General features: G+C 45.5%; 29 protein-coding genes and 1 pseudogene. 20 read left to right on the forward strand and 10 right to left on the reverse strand.

What is annotated here, in order from left to right; all coding sequences use genetic code 11:
* From WBA89_RS15985 to WBA89_RS16000, 4 genes are all read left to right on the forward strand, one after another.
* The coding region (locus WBA89_RS15985; RefSeq protein WP_424408066.1) for a type II toxin-antitoxin system PemK/MazF family toxin at positions 1-398 on the forward strand (398 nt) is incomplete at its 5' end.
* 62 nt (positions 399-460) lie between these two features.
* Positions 461-874 carry a lysozyme inhibitor LprI family protein gene (locus WBA89_RS15990; protein ID WP_424408068.1) on the forward strand — a complete coding sequence of 138 codons (414 nt, stop codon included), beginning with the start codon at positions 461-463 and terminating at the stop codon, positions 872-874.
* Between the two features lie 17 nt (positions 875-891).
* A complete protein-coding gene (locus WBA89_RS15995) occupies positions 892-1,467 on the forward strand; it encodes a hypothetical protein (RefSeq protein WP_424408070.1) in 576 nt (191 codons plus the stop codon).
* Positions 1,468-1,509: 42 nt separating this feature from the next.
* The gene (locus WBA89_RS16000; RefSeq protein ID WP_424408072.1) at positions 1,510-2,274 is read left to right on the forward strand and encodes a hypothetical protein; all 765 of its coding nucleotides are present in this window, start codon (positions 1,510-1,512) and stop codon (positions 2,272-2,274) included.
* Between the two features lie 18 nt (positions 2,275-2,292).
* Here WBA89_RS16000 and WBA89_RS16005 read toward each other — a convergent pair whose 3' ends face one another.
* Positions 2,293-2,517: a YgiT-type zinc finger protein gene (locus tag WBA89_RS16005; protein WP_424408074.1), complete on the reverse strand. Its 225-nt coding sequence runs from the start codon at positions 2,515-2,517 to the stop codon at positions 2,293-2,295.
* 154 nt (positions 2,518-2,671) lie between these two features.
* Positions 2,672-2,965, reverse strand: coding sequence for a DUF4258 domain-containing protein (locus tag WBA89_RS16010; RefSeq protein WP_424408076.1), 294 nt, complete (start codon positions 2,963-2,965; stop codon positions 2,672-2,674).
* A gap of 108 nt (positions 2,966-3,073) precedes the next feature.
* On the opposite strand from WBA89_RS16010, the gene WBA89_RS16015 reads away from it, so the two are divergent.
* Positions 3,074-4,231, forward strand: a complete 1,158-nt coding sequence (locus WBA89_RS16015) for a tetratricopeptide repeat protein (protein WP_424408078.1) — start codon at positions 3,074-3,076, stop codon at positions 4,229-4,231.
* Between the two features lie 105 nt (positions 4,232-4,336).
* On the opposite strand, the gene WBA89_RS16020 is transcribed toward WBA89_RS16015, so the two are convergent.
* Positions 4,337-4,867 carry a hypothetical protein gene (locus tag WBA89_RS16020; protein WP_424408080.1) on the reverse strand — a complete coding sequence of 177 codons (531 nt, stop codon included), beginning with the start codon at positions 4,865-4,867 and terminating at the stop codon, positions 4,337-4,339.
* A 315-nt stretch (positions 4,868-5,182) separates the two neighbouring features.
* On the opposite strand from WBA89_RS16020, the gene WBA89_RS16025 reads away from it, so the two are divergent.
* Both WBA89_RS16025 and WBA89_RS16030 read left to right on the forward strand, forming a co-directional pair.
* Complete coding sequence (locus tag WBA89_RS16025; protein ID WP_424408082.1) at positions 5,183-5,800, forward strand: esterase/lipase family protein; 618 nt, start codon at positions 5,183-5,185, stop codon at positions 5,798-5,800.
* A 2-nt stretch (positions 5,801-5,802) separates the two neighbouring features.
* The gene (locus WBA89_RS16030; protein WP_424408084.1) at positions 5,803-6,414 is read left to right on the forward strand and encodes an esterase/lipase family protein; all 612 of its coding nucleotides are present in this window, start codon (positions 5,803-5,805) and stop codon (positions 6,412-6,414) included.
* Between the two features lie 248 nt (positions 6,415-6,662).
* Here WBA89_RS16030 and WBA89_RS16035 read toward each other — a convergent pair whose 3' ends face one another.
* Entirely contained in the window at positions 6,663-7,094 is a 432-nt protein-coding gene (locus WBA89_RS16035) for a VOC family protein (protein WP_424408086.1), read from the reverse strand.
* An 11-nt stretch (positions 7,095-7,105) separates the two neighbouring features.
* On the opposite strand from WBA89_RS16035, the gene WBA89_RS16040 reads away from it, so the two are divergent.
* Entirely contained in the window at positions 7,106-7,960 is an 855-nt protein-coding gene (locus WBA89_RS16040; protein WP_424408088.1) for a DUF92 domain-containing protein, read from the forward strand.
* Positions 7,961-8,374: 414 nt separating this feature from the next.
* Here the strand turns inward: WBA89_RS16040 and hetR are convergent, their stop codons facing one another.
* The 3 genes from hetR to WBA89_RS16055 form a co-directional block, all read right to left on the reverse strand.
* Positions 8,375-9,280: a heterocyst differentiation master regulator HetR gene (gene hetR, locus WBA89_RS16045; protein ID WP_424408120.1), complete on the reverse strand. Its 906-nt coding sequence runs from the start codon at positions 9,278-9,280 to the stop codon at positions 8,375-8,377.
* A 620-nt stretch (positions 9,281-9,900) separates the two neighbouring features.
* Positions 9,901-10,116, reverse strand: coding sequence for a heterocyst-inhibiting protein PatX (gene patX / locus WBA89_RS16050; RefSeq protein WP_424408090.1), 216 nt, complete (start codon positions 10,114-10,116; stop codon positions 9,901-9,903).
* Positions 10,117-10,210: 94 nt separating this feature from the next.
* Entirely contained in the window at positions 10,211-12,094 is a 1,884-nt protein-coding gene (locus tag WBA89_RS16055) for an FAD-dependent oxidoreductase (RefSeq protein WP_424408092.1), read from the reverse strand.
* Positions 12,095-12,384: 290 nt separating this feature from the next.
* On the opposite strand from WBA89_RS16055, the gene cysC reads away from it, so the two are divergent.
* The 8 genes from cysC (at position 12,385) to WBA89_RS16095 (ending at position 21,482) form a co-directional block, all read left to right on the forward strand.
* Positions 12,385-12,909 (forward strand): adenylyl-sulfate kinase, encoded by a 525-nt coding sequence (gene cysC / locus WBA89_RS16060; RefSeq protein WP_424408094.1) that lies wholly within the window; start codon positions 12,385-12,387, stop codon positions 12,907-12,909.
* 37 nt (positions 12,910-12,946) lie between these two features.
* A complete protein-coding gene (locus WBA89_RS16065) occupies positions 12,947-14,530 on the forward strand; it encodes a polysaccharide biosynthesis/export family protein (RefSeq protein WP_424408096.1) in 1,584 nt (527 codons plus the stop codon).
* A 143-nt stretch (positions 14,531-14,673) separates the two neighbouring features.
* Positions 14,674-17,001, forward strand: a complete 2,328-nt coding sequence (locus WBA89_RS16070) for a GumC family protein (RefSeq protein WP_424408098.1) — start codon at positions 14,674-14,676, stop codon at positions 16,999-17,001.
* Positions 17,002-17,022: 21 nt separating this feature from the next.
* Positions 17,023-17,217 (forward strand): hypothetical protein, encoded by a 195-nt coding sequence (locus tag WBA89_RS16075; protein ID WP_424408100.1) that lies wholly within the window; start codon positions 17,023-17,025, stop codon positions 17,215-17,217.
* 389 nt (positions 17,218-17,606) lie between these two features.
* The gene (locus WBA89_RS16080; protein ID WP_424408102.1) at positions 17,607-18,974 is read left to right on the forward strand and encodes an NAD-dependent succinate-semialdehyde dehydrogenase; all 1,368 of its coding nucleotides are present in this window, start codon (positions 17,607-17,609) and stop codon (positions 18,972-18,974) included.
* Positions 18,975-19,111: 137 nt separating this feature from the next.
* Positions 19,112-20,749 carry an acetolactate synthase large subunit gene (locus tag WBA89_RS16085; protein WP_424408105.1) on the forward strand — a complete coding sequence of 546 codons (1,638 nt, stop codon included), beginning with the start codon at positions 19,112-19,114 and terminating at the stop codon, positions 20,747-20,749.
* A 179-nt stretch (positions 20,750-20,928) separates the two neighbouring features.
* Positions 20,929-21,258, forward strand: coding sequence for a hypothetical protein (locus WBA89_RS16090; RefSeq protein ID WP_333425229.1), 330 nt, complete (start codon positions 20,929-20,931; stop codon positions 21,256-21,258).
* Positions 21,243-21,482, forward strand: coding sequence for a DUF2283 domain-containing protein (locus WBA89_RS16095; RefSeq protein ID WP_424408107.1), 240 nt, complete (start codon positions 21,243-21,245; stop codon positions 21,480-21,482). Before WBA89_RS16090 ends, WBA89_RS16095 begins: the two co-directional genes overlap by 16 nt.
* Before the next feature lie 214 nt (positions 21,483-21,696).
* Here WBA89_RS16095 and WBA89_RS16100 read toward each other — a convergent pair whose 3' ends face one another.
* Together WBA89_RS16100 and WBA89_RS16105 are read right to left on the reverse strand one after the other, a co-directional pair.
* Complete coding sequence (locus tag WBA89_RS16100; protein ID WP_015174173.1) at positions 21,697-21,924, reverse strand: type II toxin-antitoxin system HicA family toxin; 228 nt, start codon at positions 21,922-21,924, stop codon at positions 21,697-21,699.
* Positions 21,917-22,129: a type II toxin-antitoxin system HicB family antitoxin gene (locus tag WBA89_RS16105; RefSeq protein WP_424408110.1), complete on the reverse strand. Its 213-nt coding sequence runs from the start codon at positions 22,127-22,129 to the stop codon at positions 21,917-21,919. Before WBA89_RS16105 ends, WBA89_RS16100 begins: the two co-directional genes overlap by 8 nt.
* Positions 22,130-22,232: 103 nt before the next feature.
* On the opposite strand from WBA89_RS16105, the gene WBA89_RS16110 reads away from it, so the two are divergent.
* From WBA89_RS16110 to WBA89_RS16120, 3 genes are read left to right on the forward strand one after another with little or no spacing between them, the layout of a single operon-like run.
* Entirely contained in the window at positions 22,233-22,955 is a 723-nt protein-coding gene (locus tag WBA89_RS16110; RefSeq protein WP_424408112.1) for a Panacea domain-containing protein, read from the forward strand.
* Between the two features lie 53 nt (positions 22,956-23,008).
* Positions 23,009-23,425: a hypothetical protein gene (locus WBA89_RS16115; RefSeq protein WP_424408114.1), complete on the forward strand. Its 417-nt coding sequence runs from the start codon at positions 23,009-23,011 to the stop codon at positions 23,423-23,425.
* Between the two features lie 14 nt (positions 23,426-23,439).
* The gene (locus WBA89_RS16120; protein ID WP_424408116.1) at positions 23,440-23,796 is read left to right on the forward strand and encodes a hypothetical protein; all 357 of its coding nucleotides are present in this window, start codon (positions 23,440-23,442) and stop codon (positions 23,794-23,796) included.
* Between the two features lie 182 nt (positions 23,797-23,978).
* Here the strand turns inward: WBA89_RS16120 and WBA89_RS16125 are convergent, their stop codons facing one another.
* The gene (locus WBA89_RS16125; RefSeq protein WP_424408118.1) at positions 23,979-24,719 is read right to left on the reverse strand and encodes a calcium-binding protein; all 741 of its coding nucleotides are present in this window, start codon (positions 24,717-24,719) and stop codon (positions 23,979-23,981) included.
* Positions 24,720-24,934: 215 nt separating this feature from the next.
* Here WBA89_RS16125 and WBA89_RS16130 point away from each other — a divergent pair.
* Positions 24,935-25,766 (forward strand): annotated as a pseudogene (locus WBA89_RS16130) (hypothetical protein); the annotation flags it as partial.

Genomic DNA, 25,766 nt, shown 5'->3' on the forward strand with positions numbered 1-25,766 from the left:
TGCTTACGATGATTTATAAACGCGGTGATGTAGCGCTGGTGCTGTTTCCCAATGCTGATTTGCGTACTGCGAAGCGCCGCCCAGTTTTGATAGTTCAAGCTGATAATTTGGGGACTGGTTTAGGACAAACCATTACAGCAATGATTACTAGCAATTTAGCTCGTTTAGGACACCCAAGCCGGGTTTTTGTTTCCCTCGCCACAAGGGAGGGCCAGCAAACACGATTGTTGGCTGACTCGGTAATCATGACAGACAATCTGGTGACGCTTCTAGAAGTTGAAATCGATCGCAAAATTGGTATTTGGTCAAATATGGCCGCAGTAGATGCAGCTATCAAGCATACTTTGGGAATCCCACCGACAGAGCCAACCCTCGCCCAATCTAAAAATAATCTTTAAATTCATTGCATAAAATCTGTCTTGTGTTATAAAAAATCGTAAAATACGTGGGTTTTAGGGTATTGAAAATAAATTTGCCCAAAAGCCGATCGACCACAAGGGCGATCGTACTTGCGACAATCTTAGCTACAGCATCAATTTTCGCACGATCGGGGCAATCTGTCATTGCTCAACAGATTAATTGCGATCGGCCGCAAGGAGATGTGGAAGTCAGAGCTTGTATTCGGTTGAGGTATGAACTCGCAGACGAGCGACTAAATGATGTTTACAAACAATTGATTGCTAAGTTGAGCAAGGAAGAGAAAGCGTTACTTGCGGAAGCACAACTAGGATGGATTAAAGTGCGAGATAATACCTGCGAATTTGAAGTGTATCAAAATCGCGGCGGTACGGGTTATCGAGGTTTTTTGAATGAATGTTTGGAGCGAATTACCAAACAACGCACAGCGGAATTAGAGAAATATTTACAGAGATAAACGAGGAATAGCGATCGATGAGCAAGTTAAACAGTTCAACTAAGTTTGTCACAATGCTAATTGGCACAATTGTCATTTTTGCGGTTTGGGTAACATCAGTCAGCGCTCAAGTGCAACTCACAGAGCGATCGAAATTAGCAATTAATGGCATAGGACCGATCCGAGTAGGAATGACCGTTGATGAAGCCTCACGCTCTGCTGGGATTAAATTTATTAAAAGTGGGAGTGGTGGTATGGACGAATATCAGTGTTCCTACGTTCGCCCGCAAGGAGCGCCAAAAGGCATTTCCTTTATGGTAGCAAAGGATCGTATTGCCAGAGTAGATATTAACAACGATCGCACGACCACGATCGCAGGAGCTAAAATTGGGAATACCCAAGAGCAAATTATTAGTTTGTATCCCGGTCAAATTAAAATAACTCCACATCCTTATGTTGGCGGCCCGCCTCAAAATGGCAAATATTTAACTTTTGTACCTAAAGATGCGGCTGACAAAAACTACCGGATTATTTTTGAGACTAGCAAAAATCGTGTAACTCGATTTCGTTCAGGGAGACTTCCTGAAGTTGAGTATATAGAAGCCTGTTCGTAATCTGGCAAAAATCCCTACCAAAAATAAAGAAAACTCATGAAAATGCGATCGCCCACAATCATCACCATCATCGCAGCAATCCTAGCCGCCGCCAGCATACAATCTGTAACGGCCCAGCGACAGCCATCAGCCAATGAAATCTATATTGATAAAGATTGCCGCCGAAACCAGCAACTACAATTTGACAAATTCACTGTATTCAATCAAAATGAGTTCACAGCTAACGGTCAAAAATATTGGTTTTACGCAGGTCGCTATCAAGATGGAGCAGTTCTTTTCTGTATTTCACAACCCAATTTTAACCAACCAAAAGTTTTAAAGTCAGAAAAAATACAAAGACAATTTATTGATAAAATAGTCCGAGATACCAACAAGAAAACTGCCTTTATCATCGCAGTCAGAGAAGGGAACGGCCCAGGTGCAACAACCACAAATTATGGCTTAGATTTGAGCAACCCCGATCGACCAAAACTAACTCCTCTTTCCATACTGCAGGAGCGGGGAACCCTCAAAGACGGCGACTCCATCCTTCCCAACGGCAGCTTGTACCGCGAACACAGCTTTAAAGGAATTGCTGGTCAACCCATCACCATCCAAGTCGCAAGTAGAGGACTCAACCATTATTTAACATTAATCGATCCGAGCGGCAAAAAAATTGCAGAAAAAAAAGGTGATTTTCAAACTTATGGAGGGTCGGAATTGAATGTAAAATTGCCAAGTAACGGCACATATAAAGTAGTTGTTCAAGGTGGCGATCGCACCAGCAAAGGTACCTACACATTAAGCGTTAACTCCAATCGACTTTAACTTAACTTTAACCAACCGCTAAGCAAACTCAAAAACAGGTGTTTCAATCACCCTAGTAGGCTTTCTATCTTCCCAAATCACCTTCTGTAACCGTTCCACAGTCTCAGGCAAAAAAAATCGCTCTCCCGTTTCCAAACACACTCTAGCAGGAACATTTTCAATAATAATAAACTTACCATTGATTTCAAGCGTGTAAGTCACCTTTTGTTCCACCATTGTTTCTTGCGAAATGTCATTGTTCATTTTGATTTATCCTCAACTTAAAATCCATCCAAATTTCCCTATCTGGTTCGTATAAAAGAACTCTTGCAAAAATCCAAAGCACCCCACCCCAACCCTCCCCTTATTAAGGGGAGGGAGCAAGATTATTCTTGTTTCTCCCCTTAATAAGGGGGGACTAAGGGGGTAAATTTGACTTTTGCAAAAGGTCTAAAGTAATGATTTTTACCAAAAGACGAGATGGATAACTGCACTGAACGTGCAAAGGTCTATTGGCAATGGTGAAGCCGAAAATCAAACAGCTTGGGCCATATTTGTCCTTGGGATAATCTTCGATAACTTCACCAGCCATTATTGCTTCCCGGAGTTCTTGTACGCTGATACCGCGAACTATGCTTTGGTTTACTGCGTGTTGTGAAAACTCAAAATCATTTTGTACAATTTTGGCACGTATTTTTTCAATTATTGTCATACTTACACATCATATCTATAAATTCACACAGGAACCAAACCTATTAACCACTAGCCAAAGCAACAAAACATCAGCCAAGATAGAAACAACCCCATTCCCGCAACCGCCATGACAGACATCCAAGAAATAGTCGCCTCCCTAGAAAGCCAAAACTACAAACAAGCAGCCCAACTCATCAAACAACTGCAAAAAAAATCCCCCGAAAACCCCTGGGTGCAATACTACATCGGCCGCTACTACGAACTCACCAACAACCCCGACAAAGCCCAAACCACCTACAAACTAATACTCCGCGACATCACCAACCCCAAAATCGTCACCCAAGCCCGCCAAGGCATTCAACGCATTGAAACCGCACAACAAAACCTCCGCCAACAAGCCATCGAAACCGCCAAAAACGACCCCAGCAGCCTCGAACCCGGACTCCTGATCCTCGAACCCGTGAGTCCCGAAGACAAACCCGCAGCCGTCCAAAATATCAGCAGAATCTTCAAAATCGACGCCTACACCACCCGGATGCAACTCCAAAGCCGCGGCTGGAGACTGTACAAAACCGGGCCCATCGGCCAACTCCGAATATACGGCCAAGAACTCCTCAAAGCAGGAATTCCCGTATTTTGGACAACCCTAGCCGACATTCAAAAAATCCAAATCTTCCGAGTGCAACACTTCCAATCTCTCTCTTCCCCAGCCGTTGTTTGCAAAGATCATCTAAATCGACTCGGTTCTATAGAATTCAAGTGGTCAGAAGTTAGCCAAAGAGTAGAAGGTTTGTTACCGATGTTCATGGAAATCATGGACTACTCGCCCAACCGCAGAACCGACCAATTTCGCCACAAAGAAATCACCCAAGATTACGCTCAAATCTGCGACTTGCACCTTCCCAGTCGCAACAGCATTCTGCGAATTTGCGACCAAAGTTACCAATTTAAACAAGGTGTTGACTTCACCAAAATTTCAGCAGCTATCCCAGCTTCACCTAACCAGAAAGACCAAACATCCAAAGTCAAAAAATCCCCACAAATAGCTCAAAGTACCACCAGAATTAACTGGAATCGCTTGCTGGAAATATTCGATCGCCACCTTGACGTTACAGTGCGGTCGGAATTTACGCTGTTTGCCGAGACAGTCCTCGATTACACGCATATGTTGAGCAAAATCAAATCTCATGTAGAGGTCGATCGCAAATCCGAAACTCCTTGGGACCCCGCTTTCCAGCTATACAGCGCCCTAGCCTTTCTCAGAAACCAAGGAAATAAAGCATAAAAAAAGAGTTAAAAATTAAAAATGAGGAATCCCATTTTTTAACTTTTAACCCGCCCGATTGGAAACTATCCAATGCCCAATTCCCTATTACCAATTCCCTAACTTCTACTTCATTTTCACCTGACGGGCCATTTCCCGGAAATTGTTCATGCTAGGGCCAGGGCTGCGACGAGTGGTAGTTGGTATCGGCATTAAATTATTAGGAGCAAAAGTGCGATCGGGTTCAGCTTGACTCGGCACTTTCCCGTTAGTTGCAGCAGCAGGAACCTTCGCGGGTTCCGAAGTCTTAGCAGGAACGCTAGCGACTGGTTCCTTTTCTTTCTTCTTAGACTTTTTCTCTACCTTAGCCTTCTTAGCCGGTTCAGACTTGCCTGAAATAACAGCCTCAACTTTTGCAGGTGCGGCCGCAACAGCATCCCCTACCTTCGCAACAGCATCCTCTACCTTCGCAACAGCAGCCTCTACCTTCGCAGGTGCAGCCTCTACCTTCGCAGGTTCCTTCGCAGGTGCAACCTTAGCGGGTTCCTTCGCGGAAGATTCGCCTAAATCCATGAAATATTCAGACTTTTTCAAGCCCAACAGTCTGCCAAAAAAGCCGAAAATACCGCCGAAGAAATTTTTGATAAAACCAAACATTAGACTTACTCCTTTTGTTCTTTTAGAGAAATTTGTACAAGCTTATCCACAAGGTTAGCCTACGAGGTTAGGCAACCTTTGTCTATATTTATTAATCAAAATTAACAATTTTCGATTAAAACCACAGACATTCTAGTAATTTTCACTCAGCAATCCCAAATTTTACTTTGCACTTGTTTACGATTATCTCAGAATTTATGACATATTGCCTATTTGCCTGCGATACATCGATCCGATTCGCTAGCTGTCCTATTAGGGGTCAAACTCCCTAGGGGAGTCGTTTATGCTTTAATATGCAAGCAATTTTCCAGCAAAATGAACAGCACGCTCGATCGCAATCCCGTCATCCTGATCCACGGCATCTGGGACACAAAGGCTATTTTCAGCAAAATGTCCGCCCGCCTCACCGAACTCGGATGGTGCGTCCACAGCCTCAACCTCACGCCCAACGACGGCAGCGTCGGCCTCGACTCGCTAGCCAAACAACTAGCAGACTACATCTCTCAAAACTTCGATCCACAACAGACTTTAGACATAGTAGGCTACAGCATGGGCGGCATCGTCAGCCGCTACTACATCCAGCGACTCGGAGGAATCAACCGAGTACAGCGTTTCATCACCATATCGGCCCCTCACAGCGGCACCATCACCGCCTATTTCCTGTCCCTACCAGGATACCTGGATATGCGGCTCAACAGTGGCTTGCTGCGCGATTTGAATCAAGATGTGACGCAGTTCAAACACATAAATTTCACATCAATGTGGACACCGTTTGACATCATGATTGTACCGTCGAACAGCTCCCAAATGCCAGTAGGTAAAGAAGTTAAAATCAACGTAATGCTGCACCGCCAAATGGTGACAGACAGCAAAAGTATTAACGCATTAGTTGAAGAACTAAAAGCACCGATAAAAAATAAAATTCCCAATTAAAAATGAATAGCAACTTCAGTCGCAACCCAGTCTTGCTGGTTCACGGGATGAGGGATACAAAGCTTATTTTCAGTACAATGTCCGCCCGCCTCACCGAACTCGGATGGTGCGTCTACAGCCTCAATCTCACCCCCAGCGACGGCAGCCTCGGTCTCGAATTACTCGCGCAGCAAGTTGCAGACTACGTTTGTGCAACCTTCGCTCCAGAACAGCCGATCGACATAGTAGGATTTAGCATGGGCGGCATCGTCAGCCGCTACTACATCCAGCGACTCGGAGGCATGAACCGAGTCCAGCGCTTTATTGCGATATCTTCCCCTCACAACGGTACTTGGGCAGCTTACACTAACGGCGGAAAAGGCTGCGTTCAAATGCGTCCCGGCAGTGCTTTTCTCAAAGATTTAAATCGAGATGCTGCCTTACTGGAAAAGCTGAATTTTACTTCGATTTGGACAGATTGGGATTTCATAATTCTCCCTGCTGCTAGTTCCCAAATGTCAGCAGCAAAAGAAGTAAAATTGTCAGTCTTTACCCATGCGATGATGGTGAGGCATTCCAGCAGTTTAAAATCTGTCGCCGAGGCACTATCAGAACCCTTGAAAGTTCATGATTAACCGTTTGATTGACTCTTGTATAATAGACTTCTTGCAAAATAATTAGGACGGGCTAGAAGCCATCCCACAGAAATCTTTTTTTCTTGTGGGATGGGCTTCTAGCCCGTCCCAAAATTTGATTAGAAGGACTTTTGCAAGAGCTCTAATGTCAAATTTTGTAGGGGCGGGTTTCACCTACAATAATTGCCTAAAACCAACAATCTCGTAAACCCGCCCCCACAAAAGGCAAATCGCTACCGGACTAGATATCAAACAGCATCGCCGACTTCAGCGTATTCGCTGCGCCCAAAAATTGCCTCGGCTTCGCAGTAATACTTGAATTCCAGTATATTGTGGAAAGGGTCTTCCAAAAAGAAGGTGCGGTGTTCGGTAGGCAAACCGACAAATCGCCTTCTCGGTTCTTGATAGAAATTCAAGTTGTTTTGCTGTGCTTTTTCTAACAACCCTTCCCAGTCGGCTTCGGAAGTAAAAATTAATCCAAAATGCCGGGGATAGATGCCTCGCTGATGTGTCAAGGGTTCGCGGCTGACGTGGGCGACAATTTGATGGCCGCACAAACCCAAAATCGCAGAATTGGGGGATTCGCGACCTAATGTGCAGCCGAGCCCGTCTACGTAGAAGGCTTTTGTTTCGGCAATATTGGTGACGGGGAAGGCAAGATGAAATAAGATTTGGCTCATGGAGGTACTAAATGCAGAATTCTGAATTGTTCTTTAATTATTTATCTTTTTCTAATCCTTGGTTGGTGGCGATCGCCCTTAATACATTTTTACTCGCGATCGCCTCCGTTTCTCCCAAAAAATTGCTCACACCCGCCGGACAATTTCACGGCTGGCTGCTGGGCGTCCTGATTTGGGGCTGTTTGGGATGGCGGGGCTATGCGGTGGTGATGTTTTACTTTCTTCTGGGATCGGGAGTTACCCGCATCGGTAAAGCCCAGAAAGAAGCAGAAGGGATTGCTGAAAAGCGATCGGGCGCGCGAGGCCCGGAAAATGTCTGGGGTTCGGCTTTAACCGCTACTTTTTGTGCTGTGGGAGTTTTGGCAATCTCTATTTTAGGAGATACAGGCAATATTTTCCCTGACACAGGCAATGTTTTTGCAGGCACGGGCAAGATGCCCGTGCCACAATATGTTATTGCCCTGTTGTTGCTGGGTTATGCGGCGAGTTTTTGCACCAAACTTTCCGATACCTGCGCTAGCGAAATCGGCAAAGCTTACGGCAAGCATACGTTTTTGATTACTACGCTGCAGCCTGTACCTAGGGGTACTGAAGGGGCGGTAAGTCTGGAAGGAACGATCGCGGGCATTGTCGGTTCGATCCTGATTGCGCTTTTGAGTTGGGCTGCGGGTGTAATTGACTTGACAGGAATTGTTTTTTGTGTTATCGCAGCTTTTATTGCTACTAACATTGAGAGCGTGATTGGCGCGACGGTGCAATCGAAGTTTGAATGGCTGACAAATGAGGTAGTAAATTTTTTTAATACGCTGATAGGTGCGATTTGTGCGATCGTCTTTGCCTGTGTCTGGAAAGCTTTTTTAGTTTAGTGAATTTTGGAGGTCGCCGACTAAAAAAACCGGGGTTTTACCCAAATTCAAGGGATCAACCCAGTATTTGCGGAAAAAACCCCGGTTTCTGCCTCCACTATTAGTTATTAGTTATTAATCATTAATCATTAGTTTCGACTAATGACTAAATTGTTGACTGTTAACTGTTAACTGTTAACTGTTAACTGTTGACTGTTGACTGTTAACTACCAACTAATGACTAATGACTGAATTGTTAGCTGTTGACTGTTGACTGTTGACTGTTAACTGTTAACTGTTAACTGCCAACTAATGACTAATGACTGAATTGTTAGCTGTTGACTGTTGACTGTTGACTGTTAACTGTTAACTGTTAACTGCCAACTAATGACTAATGACTAATGACTAATGACTAATGACTAATGACTAATGACATTAATCATCATCTTTGGGCCCAAAAACCATTTGTAAAATCATAGTTGGTTCGCCTCGCTTGTGATAGCGATCGGCCCAATTGCGAATAATCTCATCTAATTCTTCTACAGCTTGGTCGAGCCGTTCCGGCGGGATGTCCAAAGTCTCCATAACTCGCATCACCTTCGGTTGCTTTTCCGCCCAATCCTTCATCAGCCGGAAATATCTAGCCGTATCCTCCACCATCGTAAACGTGCGCTCTTCTTGCTCTGCTGGAGAGTAGGTAGCGCGGGTGAGGGCATAAAACGGCATTCCCCAGGGAGAATCTATGCGAGTAACTGTTCCGGAATAGATCAAGCGGCGCTTGATGTGTTCTGCTAGAGCTTCGCTCAAAGGCATTCGCCTTTCTGGGTGCATATCTTCTTGCGATCGCCTGTGCAGAAACTCGATCAACTCCATAAACTGAAAAGAATTGATCAGTTGAGCGTCAGGCGGATTAGGAGGAATTTTGCCTTCGAGATATTTTTTTTCATCAGCATTCAAACTATTTCCCGGAATGCGGGGGCGGCCCGGCAACCAAGCATACTGTTCCAGCCAGACATAGGGAAACTGAATCAAATATCTAGGTTCTTGGGAACCCAACATTTTCAGCAATTTTCCCTTAGTCAGAGCTTCCCGGACTTCCTCAACAATCACCTTCACCCGTTTAGGCTCAATGTGATGCAAGTGTCCGGTCATCCGCAGGTTGTTGTCCTGCTCCATATAAGTCATATAAATGGCACATTTAGCCGCCGTTGCGGCCGCGTCTAGAAACGCCCCGTGCCTGTGCCCGCTGGTTCTCATGGCGCTGAACGCCAGATATAGCATGATCTGATCCATTGCACTAGGGCTGAGGCTTTTGACCAGATCTAAAGAGTCATTTTTCATCACAATCCCCGAAATAGCAAAACTAGGAGGCATCTTGTAATCCTCCACTAAATTATTGCGAGAGCGCCGAATCCAGCATAGCCGACAGTCGCCGGAAAGCTTGGCAGCTATCCTAATATTCAGGCCTGTTAATTTCCCTGAGATCGCTGGGGCATTGGCTTCAAGGCGATCGACACCGAATAAGTGATTCTTATTGGCGAATTTAAGTAGGTTGTTGCACCCTTTGCACTCAAGGTTTACCTATATTTAAGTTAGTTATCGCACGTTAATTATAATACAGCCGTTGAAAATTCAACCGCACCTGGGGGCGGCAAACGTAAATAAGTATTGCGATCGCAGGAATTTGAAGTGGCTCCGACAACGGGCGAAGGTCTGATGGGGCAGAGGAAAGCGTTTTCAAAACAAAACCGCCACGTATTTAGAGTCTATCTCTAGCTAGATGGCGGTTCAAGATTTATATGCTAACATTTCTCACACAAAAAGAATCTCCTAAAGACTGTCAACAAAAAGTGCAGTTACCGTTTAACCTGAAAAACTAGAATCTCGGAAAATCAGATCGAATCAACTGCGCGAACCCACTCAGTTGCGGCATTCGCTGAGGTACAGTGCGATGAGAAATCTTACAGTGCATGAGTAACGTTAGGCTCGGTAAAGCTTCTGCGTCCGCTGCCTCTCTCTGGGCCGCGCTCGCCCTTTTGTTGAGTTTGCGCTGACAACATATATTGGGCGGTAGCAGTTTCGAGCATTGGGGCGGGAGATTCAAAAGCTCGAGCGGCGCTGGCACTCAAGGTAATGCCCAACAGGCTAAGTAAAGCAATTGCGGTGTAGGTTTGCATGGGTAGTATCCGTGTCAGTGTCTATTACCTGATACGGACTTTGCCCGATCGATCAGGATAGATTTCTGGCAATTTCGGAACTTTGCAAAAAACTTTACTTTTTGAATGCTACAGATAGCGCTCGCAGCCAAACACCGGCTTGATTGGGCATACCCCACACTGTTATAAGCTTTTCGGTTTCGCAACTGTCTAAAAAGCTGTCGGTTTCCCAGTCCAAAGTCACGAGTTGCCAAGTTTGACCGGCCAAGGATGCGGGACTTGTCAGGGTTAGCGTCCAGTCTTGCGGGCCTTTTCGGCGGAAAATGCCCGAAAATTCGCTGTAGGTATTTGCTGTCTGACTGCTGGGGTTTGGGCAGAAACCGGGTTCAGATGTCAAGGTTCTGGGTTCAAATACAGAAGTTTCGTTGAGAAACCGGGTTTGTCGCGATTTTGGATCTGAAAAAGGACATTCGCCGCTGGCGGGATATGCTTGAGGTCGATCGAGATAATAGCGCTGGCGATCGAGCCAATCCGATCGATCCGGTGTCAAATTAAATAAAGGAACAACCGCCGCCCTCGCCTCGGAATCTTGCAGCAAAGCTTCCTGCAAAACCCTCACCGACAAATCGCGCGGCCCACATCCAGCTTCCGCGCACAAAGCCGCCGCCATCCCCGCCGCCTGTCCGATATTCATCACCAGCGGCTGCAAGCGAGTTGCACCGTTGGCGATGTGAGAAACGGAAATATTTTTTTCGCAAACCAGCAATCCGTCTGCACTCGCAGGAATTAGGGCGCTGTAGGGAATTGTGAAGGGAGTGCCAGTCCAGCGGCCGCCCCAGCGGATGGATTTGGGCTGCAAAGGAATGTCGCCGCACGGATAGTGGTGATCGTTGGCGTAGTTGCCGATCGCAATTGTCTCGCAAATTCCCTGAGAATTTATCGGCAATTTCGCAACTCTTCCACCCACAACAGGCAAAATATCTTGTTCTGTGACTGTACTGAGTCCCCGCAAACGGCGGCTTTCTCGGTAGTAAGGATGCAAGGCGAAAGAACCCAGAAGCGAGGAATTTTGTGGATTTTCGATCGTAGAAATAGGGAAAATATTCTGTGCTAACCCGTAGCGGCGGCCGAGTTGAGTTTGAATGAAGCGCGCGAAACTTTGACTGTGCCAGAGACTTTCTTGGAGGAATTCTTGTCGAGATGCTGTTGATTCAATTAGTCGATCGACCCCTTCACCGTAATCATTACCACAAATCGGCCAATTAATCATCAAAAATCCCCCCGGAAGCCTGCCGTAGTTGAGAAATTGTTCGGGAGTGTAATCTTTCCAAGCGCCGATAAATCGATCGGGATTGTCCACCGGAGGCGCGGGAATTTCTGGTGCTGCTGCGCCTTCACCAAAATCCTGCATCACAACCACCCAAGTCGGAGCTTGCACCGAATACCTTTGTGTGAGATCGTTAGGGGCGATCGGCGCGCTGGGTTCTCCCCACTCAGCTTGAAATTCCCAACCCCAGCGGTGCCCGACTTCCGCCAAAGCCAATAAATCTCCCAATTCCGTCGCATCCAAAGTGATTTTGGCCAACACAGTAACATCTGCAAACCGAACCCCAGAAATTCTGTTACCTTCGCAAATCACATCGCGAGCTATTTGTCCAGAAATCCACTGCAAGTTCGGCAAACACTTAACCCAATCAGCAAAAATTTCCGCACCGACGCGGGGATCGCAAGTAAAAAAACTGACCCAGCCCCAATCCAAACCTCCCGGCTGACGCTGCTGAAGTTCCCGGAGAAAGGCACCCCACAAACCAGTTTGAAAAGCTGCTAATTCGTTACCATCCGGCGCACAAACGCCAGCCGAAGTCAGCATTCCTCCCAGCCAAGGGAATTCGCTGACTAAAATAGTTTTGGCACCGCGGCGGGCTGCTTGCACGGCTGCTGCAGTGCCGCCGGTGCCGCCGCCGACTACCAAAACATCTGCTTTTAAGAGAGAGGACATGAAGATTTTAGATTTTAGTTACGCATGGGGCCAGAAACCGGGTTTTTTGCGAAAAGACGGCTCGCAGCCGACAGGCGATCGTAAAAATTGTACAACGGATTTTAAGACCACCTATTTTTCCTCTTCCCTCTGACCTCTTCCTCTGCGTCCTCTGCGTCCTCTGCGGTTAATAAAAATCCGAAAATCAGAGCGCATCTCAAATCAAAAACAATCAGAAAATGGGAACCAAAAGATTAAAATAATAAATCCCACTATTTCCCCACTATTTACTACTAACCAAGCAATTAAAAATGGAAAAAGGTTTTATTTTGTGGTTCACCGGCCTGAGCGGTTCCGGCAAAACAACTATCAGCGAAGCTCTCGAACCAGAATTGAAGCGTCGAGGCTGCAAAGTGGAAATCTTGGATGGAGATGTCGTTCGCACCAACTTATCAAAAGGTTTGGGATTTAGCCAAGAAGACCGGGATACTAATATTCGGCGGATTGGATTTGTCGCTCACCTGCTGAGCCGCAATGGAGTTGCCGCAATGACCGCAGCTATTAGCCCCTACAAAGCAGTTCGCGACGAAATTAGAGCGATGGAGCCAAATTTTGTTGAGGTGTACGTCAAAGCGCCGTTAGCAGTGTGCGAAAATCGCGATGTCAAGGGGCTGTACGCTAAGGCGAGAGCTGGAGAAATTAAGGGTTTTACCGGCATTGACGATCCTTATGAAGAACCGCTCAATCCTGAGATAATTTGTTACACAGAGCAAGAAAGTGTAGGAGAGAGTGTTAAAAAAGTTCTGAGCAAGTTAGAACAGTTAGGTTACATTTGATGTTGGCGGGGTAGGAAGAGGATAGGGGCAAAAAGCAATGGTGGTGAAAAACTGTTCACAACTCAATACTGTCAAAAATTTGATTGTCCAAAGTTTAACATTGTCAGCGATCGCGGCTGTGGGTTCGTCTCCGGCGGCTGCTCAGTTTGTGCCTCCTCCTCCTCCTCCTGCTTCTGGCGAGCCCGTACCCGTACCCGCAGCGCCGGGATTTCCGGCAAGTGTTCCTGCAAGTGTTCCTGCAAGTGTACGATCGGAAGTTTACACTTTGGGTGCGGGCGATCGCATTCAAATCGACATCTTCAACGTCCCGGAATACAGCGGCCCCAACGGTCAACACCAAATACAGGCCGACGGTTCCCTGAGTTTGCCGTTAATTGGTAGCCTTTCCGTGGCCGGAATGACCCTAGAACAAGCTTCTAATGCTGTCAAGGAGCGATACGGCAAATATCTCAAACGTCCTTGGGTGACGCTGAAACTGCTGGCGGCGCGTCCTTTGCAAATTGCGATCGCGGGCGAAATCAACCGCCCCGGAGCCTATACAATATCGGCAGCAGCAGGCCCTGGAGGCACGTCAGAGCAAATTGGAACTCAAATGCCCACAATATCGCGGGCGCTGCGAATGGCGGGAGGAATTACCCAATCAGCAGACGTGCGGCAAATCAAAATCCGCCGCCCCCAGCGCAACGCACCGGAACAAATTATTAGTGTGGATTTGTGGGAATTATTGCAAAACGGCGATTTGCGCGCGGATCTGACTTTGCGCGACGGCGATACTATCTTTATTCCCACAGTCACTAGCCTCAACCGCCAAGAAGCACCGACTTTAGCAGTAGCTAACATTACCGGACAAAGCACTCAACCAATTAATATTGCTGTGGTGGGCGAAGTAACTCGCCCCGGTACTTATACTTTGGCAAAAGATGTTCAAAGTAGAACGCAAGAAAATGAAATTGGTGCAAATTCTGGTTTGTTTGCTACCAGCGAAACTGCCGGCGGGGAAACTGCTTTGCAGCAAACAGTAACTAAGGCGATTAAAATGGCTGGCGGCATTACTCCCGTAGCTGATATCAGACAAATACAAGTTCGCCGCCTGACTCGCGCGGGTACGGAACAAATTATCAATGTGAATTTGTGGCAACTTTTGGAAGGGGGAGATGTATCCCAAGATTTAGCGCTGCAACAGGGAGATACGGTAATAGTTCCCAAAGCCGAAAATCTTGATGCAGTCGAAGGCGCACAAGTTGCTAATTCTACTTTTTCACCGGATACGATTAAGGTGAGCATTGTGGGAGAAGTCGTGAAACCCGGATCGTTTGCGATGGTGCCCAACACTTCTTTAAATCAAGCGCTGGTAGCAGCCGGAGGTTTTAATAAATCGCGCGCCGAAATGGATTCTGTAGATTTAATTCGCCTGAATCCTAACGGTACTATTTCTCGGCTAAGTGTTAAGGTGAATTTTTCCGCAACAGCCAATGAGGAAACTAATCCCAAACTGCAAAATAATGATGTAATTATGGTAAGGCGATCGGGCCGCGCTACCTTCTCGGATAATGTAGGCGGGACTCTCGCTCCTTTGAGTCCGCTGTTGGGAATATTCCGGTTGTTCAATATTTTTCGGTGATTTGAATAGACTAGCGCTAGGGCTTCAAAAACCAGGTTTCTAGAAAAATTTTTAGTTTGGTAACTAGATATCTAGTCAGAAACCCGGTTAATGAAACGACTCCAGCCTTGCAGACGTTTAAACTAATAAGTTGTAGAAATCAAATGAAACCAGGGAAAAAGTCTCAAATAACACAGTTTAATAACAATAGAAAACTTTTGGATCGGCAACAAATATCAACAGCAGTTTATCAAGACAATCAATTTGTAGAGAGGGAAAACACCGAGGAAGAAGAGTTAAGTTTTTGGGAAGTTTGCCGCAGCCGTTCTCTCTTAATCGTCGGCGTAGCAGTGGCAGTGACAACAGGGGTTTTTGCCTGGACGCTGACTCAAAAAAGCGAGTACGAAGGGCGGTTTCAATTATTAGTAGAAGCCCCTATTACGCAAAAAACTTTAGCAAAAATCTATTCCGGCGAACTGAAAGTGCAACCAGCGAGTCCCGGAAGTGCGGAAAATCCTGGTTTTGACTACGAATCGCAAATTCAAGTTTTGCAAAGCCCGCAAGTTATGACGCCAATTATTAAACAATTGCAGGCTAAATATCCCGAAATAAATTACAACTACCTTTTCAACCAAAAAGTAAATAATTTGCCGTTTTCTCAGGAAACCAGGCTGTCAATCAATCGGTTCAAAAATACCAAAATTATCGAAGTTAGATATCAGGATTACGATCCGAAAAAAATCAGTTTTGTTTTGGAAAAAGTTGCCGTTGGTTTCCGCAACTACAGCGTGCAAGATACCAGAACACAAATTAACCAGAGTCTGGATTTTGTGAAATCGCAAATTCCCAACCAAAAAAAGCGCCAACAACTTCTGCAAACCGAAATTCAAAAGTTGCGCCAGCAGTACAATTTCATCGATCCGCAAATTCAAAGCCAACAATTAGCGCAACAAATCAGTCAAATTCAAGCGCAGCGATTGGACGCGCAAACACAGTTCAACCAGCAGAGATTGCTCTATGCCAATTTGCAAAATCAGCTCGGATTGAACCAGAGACAAGCGCTGATGGCTTCGGCTTTGAGTCAAGCTCCCCGCTATCAAGGAATGCTGACTCAATTGCAGCAATTGGAAGGGCAAATTGCGATTAACTCGGCTACATATACAGACCAAACTCCGCAAATGCAATTGTTGCGAGAACAGCACAAGAATCTGATTCCTTTGTTGAAGAGAGAAGCTCAACAAGTTCTGGGAACTGATTTGGCTAAGGTGAATTCGCAGGTGCTGGCTTTTCAAGATCCGGTGCGGATTAAGTTGATCGAGCAGTTTATCGGTACTGCTAATTTGATTCAGGTGCTGGGGGTGCGAAATGTGGTTTTGGAACAAGCTGCTAAGGAGTTGAATCAATATTCTCAAGGATTTCCGGTGATTTTGCGCCGCTATTCGGATTTGCAGCGGGAGGCGGAGTTGACTAATAATACGCTGAATAGTTTGCTGGCGAAACAGCAAGCTTTGCAGCTAGAAGCTGTGGGTCAAAAAGAGGTGGCTTGGGAGGTGATTGCGAAGCCGGAAATTCCGCGCTATAGAAATGGCGAGTTGATGGCTGTTGCTCCGATTATGCCTTTGAATTTGGCTTTGGGGGGATTGGCTGGTTTGGTTTTTGGTATGCTGGCGGCGCAGTTGGCGGAACGGTTTAATAATAAAACGGTGTTCGAGACTCCGGAGGATGTCAAACATTCGATTCACCTGCCTTTGTTGGGGATAATTCCTGCTAGCGATAAAATTTTGAGACTGCCGCCTGCGGAGACAAATTCTGTGGGTGCGGAAAGTTCGCCGCTGCCGACGGATGCTTTTCAAGAGGCTTTTCGATCGCTCAATGCTAATATTCGGTTTCTCAACGTTGATAATCCGATCAATTCTTTTGTAATTACGTCTTGTCAAGTAGCTGATGGCAAGTCTACTGTGGCAGTAAATCTGGCGCGGGCGGCGGCTGCAATGGGCCAGCAAGTGCTGTTGGTGGATGCGGATTTGCGGCGGCCGCAGGTGCACGAAATGCTGGGTTTGCCGAATTGGCAAGGCTTGCACAATGCGATTGCTGAGGATTTGGATTTGGCAGAGGCGATCGTGCGATCGCCCCGCGATGAAAACCTATTTGTGTTAACATCCGGGCCGATTCCTGCCGATCCGACGAAAGTGCTTTCTTCGCGCAAAATGCAGCATTTAATGGCGGCTGTGTCAAGTCGTTTTGACTTAGTTATTTACGATACTGCACCGCTTTTGGGTTTGGCGGATGCGAATTTGTTGGCGGCTCACACTAACGGATTGATGCTGGTAGTGGGGCTGCATCAAACTGAGCGGGAGGCGCTGCTGTTGGCTTTTGAAGATTTGAAAATGGCAGGGATTCCGCTGTTGGGAATGGTGGCGAACAACGATAAAGGCAGCAGGTATTACTATCAGTCTTACGTGCAGCATTATATCGAGGAAAAGTCTGTTTAACCCAGATGTTGTACCATTCGTGTGGAAGCCTTTTATGGACGGGCTCTCCTGCCCATCCCACAAGAAATTCACTCTTTGTGGAACGGGCCGAAGAGCCCGTTCTTGAGAATGGTGCAAGATGTCTGTTTGACAGGTGCAGGCGGCGGTTTCAACCAGGTTGACAGACTCCAACTTGATGAGACGGCGGTTTCAACCAGGTTGCCGCAGGTAAAGTAACTGGTTCCCGGGCTATCAGCCTGGGAGCGAGATGAGACGGCGGTTAAAACCGCGCCTGCAGGCTGATAGCCCGGTAACGAGTAGACGAGTCAGCTTATCTGCTTTGTAAAGAGTAGAAAGTGCAGTCAATCTAAAATCTAAAATCTAAAATCTAAAATCGAATGACGGCGAACATAAACTTTAACAACAAAATTTCTTAAGATTTGCGATCGCTCCCCTGCCGTATAATTGAAAATTGAGACATTTAAACAAATATCGGGAGTTGCAAGTTAGGAAGACCTAAAAGTATGGCTGGCAAATTCCAATTTTGTAATACATCTATACAACAACTCCCAGCTAGTTTGAAAACTATCAGGGAGTTTTGTGTTTTTTGAAAAGGAGATGAAACAATGGCTATTGCTACTATCAACCCGGCAACGGGAGAAACGCTCTCAACTTTTGAGGAGATAACGGATGAGGCAATTGAAGCTAAGCTAGAATTAGCACAGCAAGCTTTTAATAAATACCGCCACCTGCCCTTCGAGCAGCGAGCAATGTGGATGCAGAAAGCGGCGGATATCTTGGAGCGCGATCGCGAAATTTACGCCGAAATGATGACGGTGGAAATGGGAAAAACGCTCAAAGGGGCGATCGGCGAAATCGAAAAATGCGCCTTAGTTTGCCGCTATTACGCTAAAAATGCTGCTCAATTTATGGCAGACGTACCCGCAAACACCGACGCTAGCAGTAGCTTTGTCCGCTACCAACCGCTGGGCGCTATTTTAGCCGTCATGCCCTGGAATTTCCCATTTTGGCAAGTTTTTCGGTTTGCCGCACCGGCGCTGATGGCGGGCAATGTCGGCTTGCTCAAACACGCTTCCAACGTGCCGCAGTGCGCTTTGAAAATTGAAGAAATTTTCGCGGAAGCTGGCTTTCCCGAAGGAGTTTTTCAAACTTTGTTAGTGGGAGCCGACAAAGTAGCTAAGATAGTTGCGGACGATCGCGTAAAAGCAGCAACTCTCACCGGTAGCGAACCCGCCGGGGAAAGTTTGGCAGCAAATGCCGGCAAAAATCTCAAAAAAGTAGTGTTGGAATTGGGAGGAAGCGACCCATTTATTGTAATGTCCAGCGCCGATTTAGCAGCAGCTTTATCAACTGCTGTCACCGCGCGAATGCTTAACAACGGTCAATCTTGCATAGCCGCCAAACGCTTTATTTTAGCAGAAGAAATCGCCGACGAATTCATCCAAAAATTTGTCCAAGAATTCGAGCAATTAAAAGTAGGCGATCCGATGTTGCCCGAAACCGATATCGGCCCTTTGGCTACCCCAGCAATCCTCAAAGAATTGGACAGTCAAGTGCAAACCTGTATCAAATCGGGGGCCAAACTTCTCACAGGCGGCCGCCCGCTGTCAGAGAATGCCGGCAATTTCTACTTACCAACTATCCTGTCAGATATTCCTGCGGATGCGGAGGCCCGTCAAGAAGAGTTTTTCGGCCCGGTAGCCTTAGTATTCCGGGTTGCAGGCATCGATGAGGCGATCGCCCTAGCTAACAGCACATCCTTTGGCTTGGGTGCCGCAGCTTGGACTACAGTAAGAACAGAGAGCGATCGGTTTATTTCCGAACTAGAAGCCGGCGCAGTATTCATTAACGGCTTAGTCAAATCAGACCCCAGACTGCCCTTCGGCGGCATCAAACGCTCCGGTTACGGACGCGAATTGAGCATCCAAGGAATTCACGAATTTGTCAACATCAAAACAGTGTGGGTAAAATAAACAAAATTTGATCGAGTTTTCGTCAAAACATCAATTAATCTGCGTCAATCCGCGTTCATCAGCGGTTAAAATTAATCTAGGACTTGACGAAGTATTTGTCAAATAATACCGCTCCATTTAAACAGGAAAAAACCGAAATGAACACAGCTCAACTACTTGTCCAATGTTTAGAAAACGAAGGCGTAGAATACGTATTCGGACTTCCTGGAGAAGAAAATTTAGAAGTTTTAGAAGCCCTAAGAAACTCTTCAATTCAATTTATTACTACTCGCCACGAACAAGGCGCAGCCTTCATGGCCGACGTTTACGGCCGCCTTACAGGCAAAGCCGGCGTTTGCTTGTCCACCTTGGGCCCCGGCGCAACTAACTTAATGACAGGAGTTGCTGATGCCAACTTAGACGGCGCTCCTCTAATAGCAATTACCGGACAAGTCGGTACAGACAGAATGCACATAGAATCGCACCAATATTTAGATTTGGTGGCTATGTTTGCGCCTGTTACTAAGTGGAATGCTCAGATTGTCCGCCCCAGCACGACCTCAGAAATCGTCCGCAAAGCTTTTAAAGTTGCTCAAAGCGAAAAGCCCGGAGCAGTTCATATTGACTTGCCCGAAAACATCGCCGCAATGCCTGTGGAAGGAGAGCCGCTCACCAAAGACAACCGCGAAAAAACTTTTGGCGCTTACAAAAGCCTAAATAAAGCAGCCATAGCAATTTCTAAGGCGAAAAGTCCTTTGCTGTTAGTAGGAAACGGCGCAGTCCGCGCTAACGCTAGCGATACTTTGACAGAATTTGCTACTCGATTAAATATTCCAGTAGCTAATACTTTTATGGGCAAAGGTGTAATTCCTTACACTCATCCTTTGGCACTTTGGACGACGGGATTGCAAAAGCGGGATTACATTAGCTGTGCTTTTGAAGAAACGGATTTAGTGATTGCTGTTGGCTACGATTTAATTGAATATTCCCCGAAAAAATGGAATCCTGACGGAAAAATTCCGATTATTCACATTGGAGCTTTGCCTGCAGAAGTTGACAGCAGTTATATTCCTCTTGTAGAAGTTGTGGGGGATATTTCTGATTCCCTCAATGAAATTTTGCAGCGTGCCGATCGCATGGAAAAAGTAGACCCTTTTGCGAAGCAATTGCGGGCGGATATTCGCGCTGGGTACGAACAGTATGCAGCAGACGACGGTTTCCCGATCAAGCCACAAAAAATTATTTACGATTTGCGGCAAGTAATGAGCCCGGAAGATATTGTCATCTCTGATGTGGGAGCTCACAAAATGTGGATTGCGCGGCACTATCACTGCGATCGCCCGAATACCTGTTTAATCTCCAACGGATTTGCGGCGATGGGAATTGCGATTCCCGGCGCGGTGGCGGCAAAACTCGTTTATCCCGATCGCAAAGTAGTAGCAGTCACGGGCGACGGCGGTTTTATGATGAACTGTCAAGAGTTAGAAACTGCGCTGCGAGTCGGTACTAATTTTGTGACGCTGATCTTTAATGACGGCGGTTACGGGTTGATTGAATGGAAGCAGGAAGATCAATTTGGTCATTCAGATTTCGTGAAATTTGGCAATCCCGACTTTGTGAAGTTTGCCGAAAGTATGGGTTTAAAAGGATATCGAGTGGAATCTGCGACGGATTTAATTCCTATCTTGAAGGAAGCGCTGGCTCAAGATGTCCCCTGCGTGATTGACTGTCCGGTTGACTACCGAGAAAACGCGCGTTTCAGTCAACTATCGGGCGATATGAGCTGCAATTTGTAAGCTATAAATTAGGAAACGGCAGTGCCGTTTCCTCCATCGGCGTGTTGTTGATGGTTATATCCGATCGCCATTAAATCGCATTTTTTGACAATTTGGGATGTAAGGGCGATCGCTAAAGTTATCAGGTAATTATGGTAATCTAAAAGTTAGGTAACTAGGACTGGCAAGAATGGAGGAATGTGACAACACAATTTTTCTGTCCATATCTCGATAGTGAGGTTGAACTCACTGAAGAGCGAGAACTACATATTGTCGAGACACATCCCGATTTGCTACAATCTTATCAGGAAAGAATTGCTAAAACTCTAGCTGACCCAGATGAGGTTCGATGTGATTTACGTTTCGGCAATACTCTTCTATTTTCACAGCAGTTTGGTAAGGGTCGCAAGGGTAGGTATGTTGTAGTAGCTGTTGTGAATGATACAGATCCCACACAGCGCTATTGGATCGTGACAGCTTACTTAACAAAAAATGTTACCCAAGGAGAGATAATATGGCAAAAAAATTAACTTTTAAATACGATGCTATTGGGGATATTTTGTACGTCAATAAATGTTCGCCTTATGCAGAGCAAGAATCGCAAGAACTAGACTATGGAATTGTGGCTCGTCTCAATCCTGACACGGAGGAAATTGAAAATCTGGAAGTTATGTTTTTCTCAAAGCGGTTGCGAGAAAGTAATGTATTTGAATTACCGATTGTCGGTGATTTGCACTTGAGTTATCAGGCTTAAAAAAGAATGGATTAAATCTGTCTAAAATAGTGTATTCTCAACCGAAACGGCACGAAGGCTTGGGATTTTCGTGGCTTTTTTGAAAAACACAGGCGAGGGGCGATCGCACTTTTTGACAAATTGGGATGTAAGGGCGATCGTTATTTCATTACGCTCGCGATCGACCCCTACAAGCTACAAAAACTCATCTACTGGGAAACCCGGTTATTCTCACTTATAAATTAGCTATAAACTCATCAGGTGTGACCTTTGCTTGCTTTAGAACACCGCTGAGTGTACCAATTTTTAACTCGCGGTGGAGTGGCACAACGCAAACAATTTCTCCGTCTGGAAGAGGCTTTTTAAGGACAACGTGGCTACCCGTTTGTCTGGCTTGATAAAAGTCTAAACGCTCTAGTACGCGAATTACTTCTAGGCTTGATATTCTGGGCAACCTAGGCATAGCTAACCTCTATGCTAGTTACAAACCTGGGACTGATTTCGTCGGGTAAAGGACACTCTTCGAGATAGAGCCTTGTAGCTTCTTTGAGATTAGCGATCGCTTGTTCTATGGTTTCGCCTTGGTCAATTGTGCCGACTTCTGGACATTCGGCAATGTACATATCTTCTTCTTTGTAAATGATGACTGTGAAGCTTTTAGTTTTCATTATATTTTTGCTTTCAGCATCAGAGGTTGCTTAGTTTCTATTTCCTAGTTTATCTTGGATGTAATTTTTTTGCAAGTACAGGGGAAGAGGCGCGATCGCACTTTTGGACAATTTGGGATGTAAGGGCGATCGCCTTTACGTAATTATTCTGCACTGTTTGCTACAATTACTTAAGTTAGCTCTCAGAACTGCCATGACTCAAGCTACCTCAATCACAACTGAATATCAAATAACTGTAAGTTCTCCAGTCTGGCAAAGAGTTGAGCAAATTGCCGGAGAATTTAACTTGTCGGTTTCTGAACTATTGGAACAGATAGGCGAAGGTCAACTGAAAGTTGTTGCGGTTCCAGCTAATTCGGACAAACTTAGCGATCGAGATATTGCAAATGCTTTCCTTTGGTTAGCCGCGCAAACTAATGTAGCAATCAACGTCTACAAGCTACAAAAACTCCTGTATTACGCTCAAGCTTGGTATTTAGGAGTTTACGGCAAGCCGCTATTTGATGCAGATTTTCAAGCCTGGATTCACGGGCCGGTGATTCCCGATCTATTAGAGAAGTATCAACGCGAATTTAGTTGGGCACAAATTACAGAGAAAATAGAACAACCGAAACTTCCCCAAAAAATTGGGCAATTTATCGAAGAAGTTGCTGAGGCATATTTTGAGTATGATGATGAAACTTTGGAACGAATGATTTGCGGTGAAATGCCTTGGCTGGAAGCGAGAGGGGATTTGCCGAGAGATGAATCTTGTCATGCCATTATTTCTCAGGAATCGATGAAAAAATATTATTCTGCCCGTGTCAAAGAAGAAACCTCTGTCTAAAATTGTCCCTTCTCAACCAAAACCGCACGCAGCGATATGATATAATATAAAATATGACTATTATAAAAGCCATGTCTCAAGCAACATTAACTGATGTTTCCTTAGATCCAATATTAGAGCGCTTGACGCAACTTGCCCAACTAGAACCTGATTGGGATTCTTATGGTGCATTGCCCGTTTCGCCCGTTGCTTTTGTAAAAGCCTGTCAGTTGCTTATTCATATCAAATACTCTCTTTCGCCTTTAGTTGGCGATCTAATTTTACCCTATGATGCAGCACCAATTGCTAATGGTAGCCTACAACTGGAATGGCGAAGCCCACATGGCAATCTAGAAGTGGAAATTCAACCTGATATGAATTTCAGCTATCTACTAATTAAGGGAGAAGGAAACGAGAGAAAATTTGAGGAGAAAAACCAGGTGTCATTATCTGAAGTCCTGAATGTGGTGTCTCAGCTATTGAGTGCATAAGTCAGGATGAGATAATGCTAGAAGAAATTGCAGACAATGATATTCTTTATCGTCGAATTCCTAATGTACATCTCTATGAGGATGGTACTGTAAAATCAGTTGCTTTCCAGGTTAGAGGAAAACCTGATAACAGTCTCTCAGTTGAGTTAGCGAGGCTAACAACTCCCCAGGAAATTTTAGCTCGTGCGAGAAATCCTGACACTACAAAAGTGGGTGTGTTGGTAGCAGGATATGTCCGTTCTTTAGGTTTCATTATCCGCCACGATCCCTTGCAGGATAATCCAGCTCATTGTCTTATTGAGGGGGAAAACAATAAAGTCAAGTGTAAACTCTTGGCTGAGGCTACAACTATTTTAACTTTGCCTGAGTAAAGGCGATCGCGCTTTTGGACAAGTTGGGATGTAAGGGCGATCGCACTTTTGGACAAATTGGGACGTAAGGGCGATCGCCTTTTCGTTATTTCTCAATTGAAAAGCGATCGCTCTATCATCAAAAAATGTGATTCATCGCAATTGTCGATAGCGACAGGCTACCGGCCAGCATAGCAGAATCCTCAACTGCTGATAAAGTCCGCTGCTGTCAAGCTCGTTGGTGTTAGACGAACACCAGAAGTTGGATTTCGATCCAAAAGTCCAATAATTCGATTAGTTGATTTAACTCGTAAAGCCAGATTTTGATCGGCACCAGCGCAGACGCCACAAAAGGCATTCCAGGGTTCAAACTGCCTTTCCACGAAACGTGGATTCAACCCAGCAGTTTCAAATGTCAGGACTTCGATGTCAGCAAATGTCAGACCTTGTGGAAGTGCAATTTTGTCTTCCCCAGGGAAGAAATCCTGAAAAATATCTACTGTATTAGTAGCGACTTCATCTTGAAGGATAAACGTGTCTCGTCCAGATCCTCCATTCAGAACATCAAAACCTAAATCTCCAGATAAAATGTCCGCACCGTCGCCACCCGATAGCCTGTCGTTATCACGCCCCCCAAACATTTGATCGTTGCCGCGTCCACCAATAAGAGAATCAGTGCCCGCATTCCCAAACAAAACGTCATCGTCAAGTCCACCGTCAAGAGTATCTGCATCTTTACCACCGTAGAGGGTATCAAACCCGCCCTCACCATTTAGTGTATCACGGCCCTGATTCCCGAACAGTTCATCATTGCCACCCCTGCCAAAGATCCTGTCATTACCCCCGAAGCCCAGCGTTCTGCGGCTGCCATCAGTATCACGAATGACATCATCACCATCTGTACCTTGTGCATTGGGGGTATTTGCAATATCGATGTTAGCCATGACTTCTTAAAAATTCCTGAAATGTATTTCGTCCTGATTTCTTAGCATATGTGAAACACATACTGAAATCAAGTCAAATCAATAGAATTTAGTAGGCATTCTTTTACCTATCCTGATTTATATCAGTCGCATAAAGTAGGATTTAGTGGCTAAAGTATCAAACGGTAGGATAAGGTAGGATCGCAATAGGCAAAACCCAAACTTCGACTCGACCTATGGACATTCAAGAAGTCTTAAAAATAGCTGACAAAATCCTATTCGCTAAGACAGGTAAACACCTCAATCACCTACAAGAAGGTATATTGCGCGGTACTTGGCAACGCCAGAAATACCCGGAAATTGCCAAAACCTGCTACCGTAGTGAAGCTCATGTCAAGAAAGTCGCTGCAAAATTATGGAAACTTCTATCAGAGACATTAGGTGAAGATATCAATCAATCTAACTTTGGATATACAGTGGAAAGATTGCAATTATCCATATTTGAATCAAAAATTGGCAACTATTATGCACAAATTGATAACTTCAGTGTTTGTGGAACAGAGCTGTTTCATTCTCAAGAAAACGATAATTTTGTAGGAATCCTGTCCCAGTCCCGACCCTCTTTGTCTACATTTTGTATGTGTTTGAGAGATCGGGCGGGCACGGAGGCACCGCCCCTACAAGAGAATGAAATAGCCCTGGTTTGTGGAAACTATCTTCAATTCTTAGAAACAGCAAATTTAGAAAAGCAAAATCAGGAAACTTGTAGCAATACTAAACCAAAAGTTCGTCAAGACTTAGGCGACGCACCAGAACCCAACCTATTCTATAACCGCACATCCGAACTCACCACCCTCGAAAACTGGATTTTAAGCCGTACCCGCCTCATCACCATATACGGCTTATCCGGTATTGGCAAAACCGCCCTAACACTCCAACTAATCCCACAAATTCAACACGAATTCGATCGCATCATCTGGCGAAGTCTCCGCGACGCGCCACCCCTCGCATCACTCCAAGCCGACTTAATTAAATTCCTCTCCCAGCAGCAAGAAACTAACCCCCCCA

Source organism: Microcoleus sp. (assembly GCF_049646505.1).
Taxonomy (GTDB): Bacteria; Cyanobacteriota; Cyanobacteriia; order Cyanobacteriales; family Microcoleaceae; genus Microcoleus.